Origin of the sequence: Curtobacterium sp. MCPF17_047 (assembly GCF_003234045.1) — a bacterium.
Classification (GTDB): domain Bacteria; phylum Actinomycetota; class Actinomycetes; order Actinomycetales; family Microbacteriaceae; genus Curtobacterium.
In genome coordinates this window covers 434,268-448,493 of sequence record NZ_QKSF01000001.1, presented here as the reverse complement: position 1 = coordinate 448,493, position 14,226 = coordinate 434,268, and the positions used below count along the sequence as shown (strand labels likewise).

Genomic DNA, 14,226 nt, shown 5'->3' with positions numbered 1-14,226 from the left:
CCTCGCGGTCTCGACCACGAACGGTGTCGCTCAGCGCGAAGTCGGGGGGAGCCCGCCCCTCACAACGGCGGGTCGACCACGAACGGTGTCGCTCAGCGAGAAGTCCCGGGGGAGCCTGCCGCCTCACAACCGCGGGTCGACCGCCTCGGACTCCATCGCCAGCACGCCGAACACGGCCTGGTGCACGCGCCACAGCGGCTCCCCCTCGACGAAGCGCTCGAGCGACTCCAGCCCGAGGGCGTACTCGCGGAGCGCCATCGACCGCTTGTGCCCGAGGTCCCGGTCCTTCAGCCGCGCCAGGTTGCCGGGCTCGGTGTACTCCGGGCCGTAGATGATCCGCAGGTACTCCCGCCCGCGGACCTTCACGCCCGGCTGCACGAGTCCCTTCGGCCCCCGGGTCAGGTTCGACTCCGGCTTCACGACGGCGCCCTCGCCGCCGGCACCGGTGCGTTCCTGCCACCACTCGGTCCCGGCCGCGCAGCTGGCCTCGTCGCGGACGTCGACGAGCAGCGACCGGGTCGCGCGCACCACGTCGGGTGCGGCGGCAGCCAGCCGGTCGGCGACCGCCGTGTGCCAGCCGTGCGGCCGGTCGGCGAACGTCCGTCCCTGGGCCGCGAGGACCTGGAACGGCGCGAACCGCACGTCGTCGAGGCCCGTCGCCGGGTCGGCGTACCGCCGGTAGGACTCCGTGTAGGCGGTCGCGTCGGCCGCGCGCTGCTCGGTCCGGGCCAGCAGGTCGCTGACGTCGACGCCGCTGTCGCGGGCTGCGGCGAGCGCGGCCAGGGCGTCCGGGAACGCCCCGCCGGCAGCGGCGCCCACCTCGGCGTACCAGTCGCGGATCATGCCCTCGGCCTTGACCGCCCACGGCAGCACCTCGCCGTCGAGCAGCAGCCAGTCGGTGTCGAGCTCGTCCCAGAGCCCGGCCGCCTCGACGGCCGCGTCGAGCCGTCCGAGGAAGGTCCGGGTGTCGGCAGCGTCGAAGAACGCCCGGCCGGTGCGGGTCGTGACGACGCCGTTCCAGTCGGCCGCAGCACCGAACCGTGCGGGGTCGCGTGCGAGCAGCACGGTCCCGCGGGAGCCCATGTGCTTCTCCTCCATCCGGACCTGGTCGACGCCCTGGCCCCGGTAGTACGCGAACGCCTCGTCCGGGTGCTCCAGGTGATCGGGGCGTGCAGAGGTCGCCACCGGGCTCATGGTCGGCGGCAGGTACGGCAGCCAACGCGGGTCGACGGCGAAGCGGCTCATCACCTCGAGGGCACCGGCGGCGTTCTCGGCGCGGATGCCGATCCGGCCGTGGTGCCGGGTCTCGACGATCTGTTTGCCGGTGACGTCCTCGATCGGCAGCAGTCCGGGGACGCGACGCGGTGCGGCGGGGCCGGCCACGGGCCTCCCGGCCGGACTGGAGGCCCGGCCCGCGTCCGCACCGTCGGCACCTGTCGTCGACGTGCCCGGTCCGCGCAGCGGCTCGAGCGGCTTGGCGGCGACGTAGTGGACCCGCTCGGCGTCGACCTGGACGACCTCGCGCTCGGGGTAGCGCAGCGCGGAGAGCTTCCCGCCGAACACGCACCCGGTGTCGAGGCACATGGTGCCGTTAATCCACTCGGCGTCGACGGTCGGGGTGTGCCCGTACAGGACCATCGCCGATCCGCGGTAGTCCTCCGCCCACGGCAGGCGGACGGGCAGGCCGTACTCGTCGCTCTCCCCGGTGGTGTCACCGTAGAGCGCGAAGGACCGCACCCGGCCGGAGGCCCGGCCCTGGTACTGCTCCTTCAGCCCGGCGTGCGCGACGACGAGCCGGCCGTCGTCGAGCACCAGGTGGCCGACGAGGGCGCGGCAGAACTCGCGGACCTCGTCGCGGAAGGCGTCCGGCTCGGCGGCGAGCTGGGCGAGGGTCTCGGCGAGCCCGTGCGCGGTCTGCACCTTGCGGCCGTCGAGCGCGCGGACGAGCTTGTCCTCGTGGTTGCCGGGCACGGCGAGGGCGTGGCCGTTCCGCACCATGCCCATCACGAGGCGGAGGACGCCCGGGGAGTCCGGTCCGCGGTCGACCAGGTCGCCGAGGAACAGCGCCTGACGGCCCTCCGGGTGAACGGCGTCGACGGGGCGACCGAGGTCGTCGCGGACCAGGCTCCAGCCGAGCCGACCGAGGAGCGTCTCGAGCTCGGAGCGGCAGCCGTGCACGTCCCCGATCACGTCGAACGGGCCGTGCTCGCCTGTCCGGTCGTTGAGCAGGGGCTCGCGGACGATCGTGGCGGCGGCGATCTCGTCCTCACCGTGCAGCACGTGGACGCGGCGGAAACCCTCCTTGCTCAGACTCTTGAGCCCGCGCCGGAGCTGCCCCTGCTGGCGGCGGATGACCTCGGGTCCGAAGTCCCGACCGGTGCGGGCGGCGTTCCGGGCGACACAGACCGACTCGGGGACGTCGAGGAGGATCGCGACCGGCAGGACGTCGTGCGCGCGGGCGAGCTCCACGAAGTCGCGGCGGGCCTCGGCCTGGACGTTCGTCGCGTCGACGACGGTGAGCAGTCCGGCGCGCAGACGCTGCGCGGCGACGTGCTTCAGGGCCTCGAAGGCGGCCGGGGTCGCGGCCTGGTCGTCCTCGTCGTTCGAGACGAGGCCGCGGAAGAAGTCGCTCGACAGGGTCTCGAACCGGCCGAAGTGCTGCGCGGCGAACGTGGACTTGCCGGAGCCGCTCGTGCCGACGAGGAGCACCAGGGACATGGTGGGGACGGTCAGGGCGGTCATGCGGCGGTGCCTCCGGTCGTCGTGCTGATGGTCGTCGGGCTGCCGTTCGTCGGGCTGCTGGTCGTGTGGCGGCGGAACAGGGCGAGCTGCGTGGGTGGGCCGACCTCGGGGTCGTCGTCACCGACGGGTCGGTGCTCGACCGTGTAGCCGTGCCGGTCGGCGACGGCCTGCGCCCAGGTGCGGAACTCGTCGCGCGTCCACTCGAACCGGTGGTCCGGGTGTCGGAACCGGCCGGCCGCCAGCGAGGCGAAGCGGACGTTGTGCTCGGCGTTCGGGGTGGTCACGACGACGGCGGCGGGTCGGGCGGCCCGGAACACCGACGCCTCGAGCGCCGGCAGCCGCTCGGGGTCGACGTGCTCGACGACCTCCATGAGCACCACCGCGTCGAGTCCGGCGATGCGGTCGTCGGAGTACGTGACCGACGACTGCAGCAGCCGCACCCGGGCACGCTGCTCGTCGCTGACGTCGTCGAGCCGCAGGCGCCGCTCGGCCCGTGCGAGTTCGCGGGGTGCCACGTCGGTGCCGATGATCGTCGTGAACGACCGGTCGGCGAACAGGTGTCGGAGCAGGGCACCCTCGCCGCAGCCGACGTCGGCGACGGTGTGGGCCTGCACGTCGGCGAGCGCCGTCAGGACGGCCTCGGCGCGGCGCCGGTACAGGGGCGTCTCGCGAGCCGACGTCCCGTCGTCCTCCGCGGACGCCTCGTCGACGGGCGCGTCCACCGCCCCGCCGTCGCCGGCCGTGCCGTCGAGCCCCAGCAGCCGGGACGTCGCATCGTCCACGAGCGACCGCTGGTGCGCGAGCGACCGGGTGGTGATGACCTCCCGGAGCGGGTGCTCGGCGAGCCACCCCTCGCCCCGGCGGAGCAGCATGCCGACCTCGTCGTCCCCGACCCAGTAGTGCTTCGCGTCGTCGAGCACCGGCAGCAGCACGGTGAGCTGCCGCAGCGCGTCCGAGAGCCGGACCCGCCCGCGGAGCCGCAGGCCGACCGTGGCAGCGTCGCCCCACTCCGGTCGCGTGTCGTCGAGCGGTCGCCGGGTCTCGTCGACGTCCCAGCCGAGGGGCGCGAACAGCCGCGAGGCCAGGCCGACGCCGTGCTCGTCGACCTCGCTCGGCACGCTGGTCAGGGCGAGCTCCAGGTCCATCGGTGCGGCCGCGCGCTCCGGCCGGGAGGTGCTCCGACCACCCATGGCGCTGCGGAAGACCTGCCCGATCGCGAGGGCGAGCATCGAGGTGGAGGCGTACGGCCGGTCGTTGACGTACCGGGACAGGGCCTGCGCGTCCGCGCCGTACCGCTTGCTGCGCGCGAGGGCGATCGCGTCGACCTCGAGCAGCAGGGCGGCGGAGCACACGTCCGGGGTGTCCACGGGGTAGAAGACGTGCGCCGTGCCGACGCTGAGGTCGAATGACTGTGCCCGACCGGGGTGCTTGTGCAGCAGGTGGGAGAGGTCCGGGGCCGCGTCGCCGCGGGTGGTGATGGTCACGAGCATGCGCGTGGCCTCCGATCGTCGTCGTCCGGCACCGCTGCCGGCCGGCTGGTCCGAGGCCGGAGAGCGAGCCTAGTACCAGCGAACGGCGCACAGGGAACGTCAGCAGACTGGGACGTCGACCGTCCCGCCGACCCCGGCACCGGTCCCGCCACAGGAGGCCCACGCCGGGTCCCGGACAGGAGGCCCGTGATGGTCGTCTACGACAGCCGCCCGACCCGACGTGCCCGGCAGGTCGTCGCCGACGTGCTCGTCCTGGTCGGCATGGTCCTGGCGGTGGTCGTCGGCCGCGACGTCGCCGGTTCGATCGCGCGGCTCGCCACGATCGGAACGCGCGTGCAGTCCGAGGGGTCGGCGTTCCAGCAGCAGCTGTCCGCCACCGCCCGGACACTGTCGCGGATCCCGTTGGCCGGCGACGCCGTCAGCACGCCGCTCCGGAAGGCGAGCGAGCACGCGGGCGCCGTCGCTGCCGCGGGCGCCCAGCAGCACGACACCGCACTGCACCTCGCGCACCTGGTCGGCGGTGGCCTGACCGTCGTCGTCATCGCGCTCCTGCTGCTGGTGTGGACGCGGACCCGTGGGCGTTTCGTCCGGGTGGCGACCGCGACCAGTCGGGTCGACCGGTCGCCGGACGGGGCGGAGTTGCTCGCGCTCCGGGCACTCGTCGGCCGGGACGCGGTCGTCACCCTCGGCCCCGGTGTGGTGGACCGGTGGCGTGGGCGGGACCCGCAGACGGTGGCGGCGTTGGCGGACCTGGAGCGTCGGAGCTGTGGCCTGCGGACCCGAGCGGCGGCTCGTCGCTGAGCGGTCCGCTCGCCCTTGTCGGTGCGCTGCTGCGGCGCTACCGTCGAGACACCGACGAAGGAGTCCGCCGTGCCCGCTCGGTTCGTGTACTGGATGAACGTCTCGCTCGACCTGCTCATCGAACGCGACCGTGACGACCACAGCGGCCTGGACGGCCCGGACTGGCTGCACATCGACGAGCCGCTGCACCGGGAGTTCAACGACCGGGCACGGTCGATGTCGATGTTCGTCGAGGGCCGGGTCGTCCGCGACATGATGGACCCGTTCTGGCCCGACGCCCGGCACGACGATTCACTGCCGCAGTGGTTGCGCGAGTTCGGCGAGATCTGGACCGACATCCCGAAGGTCCTGGTGTCCCGGACCCGGACGAGCGCCGAGCACCACACGCGCGTCATCGGCGGGGACGACGCGATCGAACAGCTCGCGGCGCTCCGTCGGGAGTCCCAGGGGGACATCGCGGTCGGCGGTGCCACCCTCGCCACGCAGCTGCTCACCGCCGGGCTCCTCGACGAGCTGCTGCTCTACACGCACCCCGCGGTCCTCGGCACCGGTCGGCCGCTCTTCGACGAGCCGGTCGCGGAACCCCTGCTGCTCGACCTGCTCGAACAGCGTTCCTTCCACAACGGCGTGACCCTCACCCGGTACGCGATCCGCTGAGTGACGCGTCGGCACACCCGTCTGCCGCGTCGTGATCCCCCGACATCGACAACTCGACGTTCGAGATGCGCGGATCGCGGGACCTCGGAGCGATCGGCGTGAGGTCGAGGGCGCCTGACTCGGGTTCGGGTCACGTGGCAGGCGCCCTCGCGCTACGACGCCGTCGGGTTCGACGTACGATCACGACGAGGCCGGCCCGGTAATGGGGGACGGGCATGCCGCGGCTAGGGACCGCGGTGTAGCCCGAGGGACGCTACGCGCTCCGTTCTCGATACCCAAGCGTTCCGAGATCATCGTCCGATCTCCGCGGGAACCGGACCGCACTTGTCCGTCGATGTGCCGACTTGGCAGCCGGCCGCCACGAGCAGGAGGCTTGCGCTCGTTCGACTCACGAGAGAAGGCAACGATGCCTCACATGACCATCACCCTGCGACGGGCGGCGCTCGCGTCGTTCGCGGTGTTCGCCGCCGCGGTCCTGCCGATCGCCTCCGTCACGGCGCCACAGGCCGCCCACGCCGCGATCCCGTCAGCACCTGCGGGCTTCACGCAGACCTGGAGCGACGACTTCACCGGTGCCGCCGGCACCGGACTCGACCAGGGGCAGTGGAAGTACGACACCGGACCGGGCAGCAGCTTCGGGACCGGTGAGATCGAGACCATGACGAGCAGCACGGCGAACGTCCGCCACGACGGTCAGGGCCACCTGGTGCTGCAGGCGCTGCACAGCGGCACGAACCCGTCGACCGGCTGGACCTCCGGCCGGGTGGAGACGCAGGCGGCCACCTTCGGGGCTGCTCCCGGCGGTGTGGTCCGGATCGAGTCCGTGCTGCAGCAGCCGAACGTCACCCCGGCGAACGGCATGGGCTACTGGCCCGCGTTCTGGATGCTCGGCGCGCCCCTCCGGTCCGGGGTCACATGGCCCGGTTCCGGCGAGGTCGACATCATGGAGGACGTCAACGGCCGCAGTTCCGTCTTCAGCACCATCCACTGCGGCGTCAACCCCGGCGGCCCCTGCAACGAGTCGACGGGCATCGGTTCGGGCGAACACGCCTGTGCCGGCTGCCAGACCGGGTTCCACGACTACGCGGTCGAGATCGACCGGTCGACGTCGCCGGAGCAGGTCCGCTTCTCCCTCGACGGCACGGTCTTCGCCACGGTGAAGGCGAACCAGGTCGATGCGACCACGTGGTCGAACGCCATCGACCACCCGTTCTTCATCATCTACGACCTGGCGATCGGTGGCGGCTTCCCGAACGCGTTCGGCGGTGGTCCGAACGCGTCGACCGTGTCCGGCGGTCAGCTGGTGATCGACTCCGTGGCGGTGTACAACAAGGGTCAGGTCGCCGGTGGTGGGACGGTCACCGGGCGGACCATCGCCGCGCCCGGGGGCACGTGCGTCGACGTCGCGGGTGACGACACCGGTGGGGACGGGTCCGCGGTGCAGCTCTGGGACTGCGCGGCGGCGGCGAAGGACCAGCACTGGACCGCCAGCGGGCAGACCCTGCAGACCCTGGGCAAGTGCCTCGACATCGCCGGAGGGGTGAGCGCCGCGGGCACGAAGCTCCAACTCGCGACCTGCAACGGCGGCGGCTACCAGAACTGGGTGGCGCAGTCGGACGGGTCGCTCCGGAACCCGACCAGCGGCCGGTGCGTCGACGCACCGGGCGGCGCCACGACGAACGGCACCCGGTTGCAGATCTGGGACTGCAACGGCACCCCGGCGCAGCGCTTCGTCCTCAGCTGAGCCGGGCCGGCCGGTCGGGGTCCGCGGGTCGGGGTCCCCGCTGGCCGGTGTCCCCGCTGGTCGGTGTCCCCGTTGGTCGGGCGTCAGAGCCTGGTGCCCGACCACCGGGGACCGGTGCCGGTCACCACCACGCGACGGGGTTCGTCGGGGACGTCGTCCGGATCGAGGTCGTCGCCGAGGCCGTCGCCACCGCCCGTCGGCCGGGTGATCTCGACGTCCAGGACACTGTCGCTGACCCCGTCGACCATGCCGCGGCCCCACTCCACGACGACGATCGAGCCGTCCCAGTCGAGGTCCAGGTCGTCGAGCTCGACCGGGTCCGACAGCCGGTACGCGTCCACGTGCACCAGGTCCGGGCCAGCCGTGGTCGGGTGCGTCCGCGCGAGCACGAACGTCGGACTCGACACCTGCCCGCGCGCACCGAGCGCCGTGCCGAGTCCCCGCGTCATCGTGGTCTTGCCGGCGCCCAGCGGCCCGGTGAGGACGACCAGGTCGCCGGCCCGGAGCACCCCCGCGATCCGGGCACCGAGAGCCCCCATCTCGTCCGTCGTCGCGACCGTGGTGTCGAGGAGGACGCTCACGAGCGTTCGCCCCGCAGGTACTCCCCCACCCGACCCTCGCCGGAGTGCCCCTCGTGGACGCGCTGGACCCGGCTGCCGATCCGGCAGACGATCTCCTCGCCGATGGTGTCGAGCGCACGGCCCCATTCGAGCACCGTGGACTCGCCGTCCTCGCCGGTGCCGAACAGCGTCACGGTGTCGCCCACCCGGACGTCGTCGTCCCCGACGTCGACCAGGAACTGGTCCATCGCGACCCGCCCCGCGATCGGGTAGCGGGTGTCGTTGATCGCGACCTCGATGCGACCCTGTGCCGCGCGGGGGACGCCGTCCGCGTAGCCGACGGGCACGAGCGCCAGGGTCGTCTCGGTGTCCGTGCGGTACGTGTAGTCGTAGGAGACGCCGGTACCGACCGGGACGCGCTTGGTCTTCGCCACGGACGCGGTCAGGGTCATCACGGGCGTCAGGCCGAGGTCGGCGGCGGACACTCCGTCCGCACCGGGGATGCCGAACAGGTTGGCGCCCATCCGGACCATGTCCTTCCGGAACTCCTTGCGTTCCAGGCCCGCGAGCGATGCGGCGACGTGCTCCCACCGGATGTCGAGCCCCAGGTCCTCGGCCTGCTCGACCATCGCGTCGAAGTGCGCCACCGCCGCGGCGTCGTCGGCGTCCGAGGACTCCGCCAGGTGCGTGTAGGCGGCGACGACCTCGATCCGACCGTCGCGCTGGGCGTCGCGCGCCAGTTCCACCAGCGCGGTCCAGTCCGCCGCCGTGGCGCCGTCACGGTGCAGACCGCTGTCGACCCCCAGGTGCACGCGGGCCGGTCGCTGGTCCACCGCGTCGACGATGCGACGCAGCTCGGCGACGTTCGAGACACCGAGGTCGACGGCGGAGTCGATCGCGTCGCGGAAGTCCAGCCCCGGGTCGTGCTGCCAGGTGAACAGGTGGACGTCCTCGCCGACGCCGATCGAGCGCAGCCGCAGCGCTGCCGGCACCGTCAGCACCCCGATCCACCGGATCCCCGCGTCGACCGCGGTCAGCGCGATCGGTTCGAGGCCGTGGCCGTACGCGTCGGCCTTCATGATCGCCATCACCTCGACCGGGTCCATCCAGGAGCGGACGAGATCGAGGTTGGCACGGTAGGCGTCCAGGTCGATGACCGCCCGGCGCAGTCCTGCGCTCACGTCGTCCTCCGTTCGACGCTGCGGCCGACGCGGGCGACCACCTCGTAGTTGATGGTGCCGATCGCCTCGGCCCACTCCTCGACCGCGGGGTCGCCGTTCGCCGGGTCGCCCCAGAGCACGACCTCGTCCCCGATCGCGACGTCCGCGTCCCCGATGTCGATGTGCATCGCGTTCATGGCCACCCGGCCGACGACCGGGAACCGGCGGTCCCCGATCCGCACCGAGACGTGGTTGCCGTAGGCACGGTCGAAGCCGTCGGCGTAGCCGAGCCCGATGACCGCGAGCCGGGTGTCCTGCTCGGCACGCCACGTGTACCCGTACGAGACGCCGTCCCCGGCGGGCACGGCGACCGTCCGCAGCACCGCGGCGGTCACCCGCATCGCCGGCCGCAGCCCGAGGTCGGCCGAGGTCCGGTCCGGGAACGGGCTGAGCCCGTAGAGCGCCAGGCCGACCCGGGTCAGGTCCCGTCGGGTCTCCGGCAGCGCCAGGCTGCCCGCGCTGGCCGCGAGGTGCACGACGTCGGGGCGGATGCCGACCGCCGCGAGGCCGTCGAGCGCCCGCTGCAGCGCCGCGTCCTGGTCCAGGTCGTCCGAGCGCGACGCGTTCGACAGGTGCGACATCACCCCCTCGATCCGGGTGCGGTCGCCGCCGCGGGACAGTGCGGCTGCGGTGGCGAACAACTCGGGCCACTCGGACTCCACCGCACCGTTGCGGCTGAGGCCGGTGTCCACGACCAGGTGCACCTCGGGGACGTCAGCGTCGGCCGCGGTGGAGAGCTGCTCGACGCTGGAGACCGCCGGGGTGACGCCGTACCGGGCCGCGCGACGGAAGTCCTCGTCGGGGGCGTGCAACCACGCCAGGATCCGGACGCCCTCGTCGATGCCGGCCTCGCGGAGTGCCACCGCCTCGTCCAGGTCGGCGACCCCGAGCCAGTCCGCACCCGCGTCCACCAGGGCCCGGGCGACCTCGACGGCGCCGTGCCCGTACGCGTCCGCCTTCACCACCGCGACGACGCCGGCCGGAGCCACCTGTTCCGCGACCGTGGCGTAGTTGGCGATCAACGCCTCCCGGTCGACGGTCACCCCCGTGAACGCGCTCACGCGATCGGTCCTTCCGTTGCGGGCCGGTCCCGGCCCTCGATGACGACGAACGCCGTCGCGATCCCACCGTCGTGCGACAGCGAGAGGTGCACGTGCACGACGCCGCGCTCGTCGGCGACCCGCAGGGCGCCCTCATGCAGAGTGAGGGACGGGTTCCGCTGGTCGTCGGCGACGACCTCGAGTTCCCGCCAGCTCAGGCCGGCGCTCGACCCGAAGGCCTTGATCAACGCCTCCTTCGCCGCGAACCGGGCGGCGAGCGACGCCACCGGGCGCGGCTCACCGTCCCGCAGCTGCTCGGCGTCGGTGAACAGCCGCGACCGCATCGCGGGGGTCCGTGTCAGGACCCGCTCGAACCGTTCCAGGTCGACCACGTCGACCCCGATGCCGATGATCATCGCCGACTACTCGACGGTGACCGACTTCGCGAGGTTGCGTGGCTGGTCCACGTCGAGCCCCTTCGCGGCCGCGAGCTCCATGCCGAACATGTGCAGCGGGGCGACGGCGAGCAGGGGCTCGAACAGCGGCGTCGCGAGCGGGATCCGCAGGACCTCGTCGGCGAAGGGCAGCACCGCGGCGTCGCCCTCTTCCGCGATCGCGATGACCCGGGCACCGCGGGCGCGGATCTCCTGGATGTTCGACACGACCTTCGGGTGCAGCGAGCGGGCGTCACGCGGCGACGGCACGATCACGAAGACGATCTGACCGGGCTCGATCAGGGCGATCGGACCGTGCTTGAGCTCACCGGCCGCGAAGCCCTCGGCGTGGATGTAGGCGAGCTCCTTGAGCTTGAGCGCACCCTCGAGTGCGATCGGGTACCCGACGTGGCGCCCGAGGAACAGCACGCTGCGGGTGTCGGCCATCCACTTGGCGAGCTCGGCGACCCCGGCGGCGTCCTCGATGGTCTGCTGGAGCTTGGCGGGCAGGCCCTCGAGCTCGGCGACCTGCTCGGCGATCTGCTCGGCGGTCAACGTGCCCCGGAGTGTGGCGAGGTGCAGCCCGAGCAGGTAGAGCGCGACGCCCTGGGCCAGGAACGCCTTCGTCGACGCCACGGCGACCTCGGGGCCGGCGTGCGTGTAGATCACCGCGTCGGACTCGCGCGGGATCGTCGCGCCCTGGGTGTTGCAGATCGAGAGGACCTGCGCGCCCTGCTCGCGCGCGTACTTGACGGCCATCAGCGTGTCCATGGTCTCGCCGGACTGGCTGATCGAGACGACGAGCGTGCGGTCGTCCAACACGGGGTCGCGGTAGCGGAACTCGTGGGCGAGCTCGACCTCCACCGGGATCCGGGACCACTGCTCGATCGCGTACTTGCCGAGCATGCCGGCGTAGGCCGCGGTGCCGCAGGCGATGACGATGACGCGGTCGACCTGCTGCAGGCGCTCCGCGATCGGGTCGAGGTCGGTCAGGGTGACCGCACCCTCGTGCACACGGCCGAGGACCGTGTTGCGCACGGCCTCGGGCTCCTCGCTGATCTCCTTCGCCATGAAGGAGGACCAGCCGCCCTTGTCCGCGGCCGAGGCGTCCCAGTTCACCTCGAACTCGTTGCGGTCGGCGGGGGTTCCGTCGAAGTGGATGACGTCCACGCCGTCGGGGCGGATCGTCGCGATCTCGTCCTGGCCGATCGCGAGCGCGCGCTGCGTGTACGCGACGAACGCGGCGACATCGGAGCCCATGAAGTTCTCGCCGTCGCCCAGGCCCACCACGAGGGGCGAGTTGCGACGGGCGCCGACGACGACGCCCGGCTGGTCGGCGTGCACGACGAGGAGCGTGAAGGCGCCGTCGAGGCGGGCGACCGTGCGACGCATCGCCTCGGTCAGGTCGCGGCTGTCGCGGAACTCACGCGCGACGAGGTGTGCTGCGACCTCGGAGTCGGTCTCGCTGTGGAACACGACGCCCTCGGCCAGCAGTTCGTCCTTCAGCGGGGCGAAGTTCTCGATGATGCCGTTGTGGATCAGCGCGAGCTTGCCGCCGTCCGCCAGGTGCGGGTGCGCGTTCTCGTCCGTCGGGCCGCCGTGCGTCGCCCAGCGGGTGTGGCCGATGCCGGTGCCGCCGTCCGCGATCGGGTTCGTGTCGAGCTCGTCGACGAGCATCTGGAGCTTGCCGGCCTTCTTCGCCGAGGTCAGGTCCCCGGACGGGTCGACCACGGCGATGCCGGCCGAGTCGTAGCCGCGGTACTCGAGGCGCCGGAGGCCCCCGAGGAGGACGTCCGTGCTGCTGTTGCTGCCGACGTATCCGACGATTCCACACATGGGATCGATCCTACGGGCAGCGCGGGGAGCACCCTGCGAACCGCACGGCGGGTGGGGATAGCCTCCGGACATGGGACGCTTCGACGACATCGAGATCACCACCATCAAGGGCGAGACCACCACGTTCGGCAGCTTCGGTGACAAGGCGGTGCTCGTGGTGAACGTCGCCTCGCGCTGCGGCCTCGCCCCGCAGTACGAACAGCTCGAGGAACTGCAGCGCACGTACGGTCCGCGGGGCTTCACCGTGCTGGGCTTCCCGAGCAACCAGTTCCTGCAGGAGCTCGGATCGTCCGAGGCCATCGAGGAGTACTGCTCCACCACGTGGGGCGTCAGTTTCCCGATGTCGGAGAAGGTCAAGGTCAACGGCCGCTCGGCGCACCCGCTCTACCGCGAACTCACCCAGGCTCCGGACGCCTCGGGCAAGGCCGGACGGGTCATCTGGAACTTCGAGAAGTTCCTCGTCGCCCCGGACGGCACGGTCACGCGCTTCCGCCCGACGGTCAAGCCGGACGCCCCCGAGGTGGTCGCCGCCATCGAGGCGGCGCTCCCCGCCTGATCCGGCACCGGCACCGGCACCGGCACCGGCATCCGGACGGGAGGCCCGCCCACCGTCGGCGACGTCCCTGACCGGAGACGCGCCTCCCGGCTGAGTACGCTCGATCCCATGCCGATCCCGGAGACGACCGTCGCGCACCCCACCCCCTTCGTGGAGATCCCCCGGGACGAGTGGTCGCACCTCGCACCGAAGGAGCACCTCTCGCTCACGGAGACCGAGATCGTGCAGTTGCGCGGCCTGGGCGACCGGCTCGACATCACCGAGGTGCAGGACGTGTACCTGCCGCTGTCCCGGCTGTTGACGCTGTACGCCGCCGGCGCGCGGGACCTGCACGCGGAGACCAGCCGTTTCCTCGGTGAACGGGCCGGCCGGACGCCGTTCGTGATCGGGGTCGCCGGGTCGGTCGCCGTCGGCAAGAGCACCGTCGCCCGTCTGCTCCGCGAGCTCACGAAGCGCTGGCCGGACACACCCCGGGTGGAACTCGTCACGACCGACGGGTTCCTGTACCCGAACGCCGAGCTCGAACGCCGCGGGATCATGGACCGCAAGGGCTTCCCGGAGTCCTACGACCGCCGCTCCCTGCTGCGCTTCGTCAGCCAGGTGAAGAGCGGCGCCACCGAGGTCCGGGCGCCGTACTACTCGCACCTGGTCTACGACATCGTGCCGGACGCCGAGATCGTCGTGCGGCAGCCGGACATCCTCATCGTCGAGGGGCTCAACGTGCTCGCGCCGCCGGTGCACGGGCGGCTCGCGCTGAGTGACCTGTTCGACTTCACCATCTACGTCGACGCCAAGACCAAGGACATCGAGTCCTGGTACGTCGACCGGTTCCTCGCGTTGCAGGAGCAGGCGTTCTCGAGCCCGGACTCGTTCTTCCACCGCTTCGCCGCGCTGTCCCGCGAGGACGCGGTGCAGACCGCCACCGGGGTCTGGCGAGCGATCAACGAGCCGAACCTGCTCGAGAACGTGCTGCCCACGCGTTCCCGGGCGACCCTCGTGCTGAAGAAGGCCGCCGACCACAAGGTGACGAGCGTCCTGCTCCGCAAGATCTGACGCGCGGCGGTCCGGGCGGTCTCGGTTCGGACCGGCGCCGCACAACAGAAACCCGTTCGAACCGCTGAAGTCAGCGGTTCGAACGGGTTTCTG

General features: G+C 72.2%; 12 protein-coding genes. 5 read left to right on the top strand and 7 right to left on the bottom strand.

Going from position 1 to position 14,226, the window contains the following annotated elements:
* Positions 1 to 123 precede the first annotated feature (123 nt).
* Together DEJ33_RS02265 and DEJ33_RS02260 are read right to left on the bottom strand one after the other, a co-directional pair.
* Complete coding sequence (locus DEJ33_RS02265; protein WP_111078747.1) at positions 124 to 2,742, bottom strand: polynucleotide kinase-phosphatase; 2,619 nt, start codon at positions 2,740 to 2,742, stop codon at positions 124 to 126.
* Positions 2,739 to 4,232, bottom strand: coding sequence for a 3' terminal RNA ribose 2'-O-methyltransferase Hen1 (locus DEJ33_RS02260; RefSeq protein ID WP_111194201.1), 1,494 nt, complete (start codon positions 4,230 to 4,232; stop codon positions 2,739 to 2,741). Before DEJ33_RS02260 ends, DEJ33_RS02265 begins: the two co-directional genes overlap by 4 nt.
* 189 nt (positions 4,233 to 4,421) lie before the next feature.
* On the opposite strand from DEJ33_RS02260, the gene DEJ33_RS02255 reads away from it, so the two are divergent.
* The 3 genes from DEJ33_RS02255 (at position 4,422) to DEJ33_RS02245 (ending at position 7,434) form a co-directional block, all read left to right on the top strand.
* Positions 4,422 to 5,033 (top strand): hypothetical protein, encoded by a 612-nt coding sequence (locus DEJ33_RS02255; RefSeq protein ID WP_111194200.1) that lies wholly within the window; start codon positions 4,422 to 4,424, stop codon positions 5,031 to 5,033.
* Between the two features lie 69 nt (positions 5,034 to 5,102).
* Positions 5,103 to 5,690, top strand: a complete 588-nt coding sequence (locus DEJ33_RS02250) for a dihydrofolate reductase family protein (RefSeq protein ID WP_111078750.1) — start codon at positions 5,103 to 5,105, stop codon at positions 5,688 to 5,690.
* 415 nt (positions 5,691 to 6,105) lie between these two features.
* On the top strand, positions 6,106 to 7,434 hold the full coding sequence (locus DEJ33_RS02245; protein WP_220033960.1) for a glycoside hydrolase family 16 protein: 1,329 nt from the start codon (positions 6,106 to 6,108) through the stop codon (positions 7,432 to 7,434).
* A gap of 83 nt (positions 7,435 to 7,517) precedes the next feature.
* Here the strand turns inward: DEJ33_RS02245 and tsaE are convergent, their stop codons facing one another.
* Genes tsaE through glmS form a run of 5 tightly spaced genes read right to left on the bottom strand, consistent with a single transcriptional unit; the run spans position 7,518 to position 12,524 of the window.
* Positions 7,518 to 7,973, bottom strand: a complete 456-nt coding sequence (gene tsaE, locus DEJ33_RS02240) for a tRNA (adenosine(37)-N6)-threonylcarbamoyltransferase complex ATPase subunit type 1 TsaE (RefSeq protein WP_111078780.1) — start codon at positions 7,971 to 7,973, stop codon at positions 7,518 to 7,520.
* A 38-nt stretch (positions 7,974 to 8,011) separates the two neighbouring features.
* On the bottom strand, positions 8,012 to 9,175 hold the full coding sequence (gene alr, locus DEJ33_RS02235) for an alanine racemase (protein WP_181432737.1): 1,164 nt from the start codon (positions 9,173 to 9,175) through the stop codon (positions 8,012 to 8,014).
* The gene (gene alr, locus DEJ33_RS02230; protein ID WP_111194198.1) at positions 9,172 to 10,275 is read right to left on the bottom strand and encodes an alanine racemase; all 1,104 of its coding nucleotides are present in this window, start codon (positions 10,273 to 10,275) and stop codon (positions 9,172 to 9,174) included. Before alr (DEJ33_RS02230) ends, alr (DEJ33_RS02235) begins: the two co-directional genes overlap by 4 nt.
* Complete coding sequence (locus DEJ33_RS02225) at positions 10,272 to 10,670, bottom strand: holo-ACP synthase (RefSeq protein WP_111194197.1); 399 nt, start codon at positions 10,668 to 10,670, stop codon at positions 10,272 to 10,274. The genes alr (DEJ33_RS02230) and DEJ33_RS02225 overlap by 4 nt, the downstream gene beginning before the upstream one ends.
* Before the next feature lie 6 nt (positions 10,671 to 10,676).
* Positions 10,677 to 12,524, bottom strand: coding sequence for a glutamine--fructose-6-phosphate transaminase (isomerizing) (gene glmS, locus DEJ33_RS02220; RefSeq protein ID WP_111194196.1), 1,848 nt, complete (start codon positions 12,522 to 12,524; stop codon positions 10,677 to 10,679).
* A gap of 70 nt (positions 12,525 to 12,594) precedes the next feature.
* Here glmS and DEJ33_RS02215 point away from each other — a divergent pair, with 70 nt between their 5' ends.
* Positions 12,595 to 13,080 (top strand): glutathione peroxidase, encoded by a 486-nt coding sequence (locus tag DEJ33_RS02215; RefSeq protein WP_111073912.1) that lies wholly within the window; start codon positions 12,595 to 12,597, stop codon positions 13,078 to 13,080.
* A gap of 108 nt (positions 13,081 to 13,188) precedes the next feature.
* Positions 13,189 to 14,133, top strand: a complete 945-nt coding sequence (gene coaA, locus DEJ33_RS02210) for a type I pantothenate kinase (protein WP_111194195.1) — start codon at positions 13,189 to 13,191, stop codon at positions 14,131 to 14,133.
* The last annotated feature ends 93 nt before the right edge of the window (positions 14,134 to 14,226 follow it).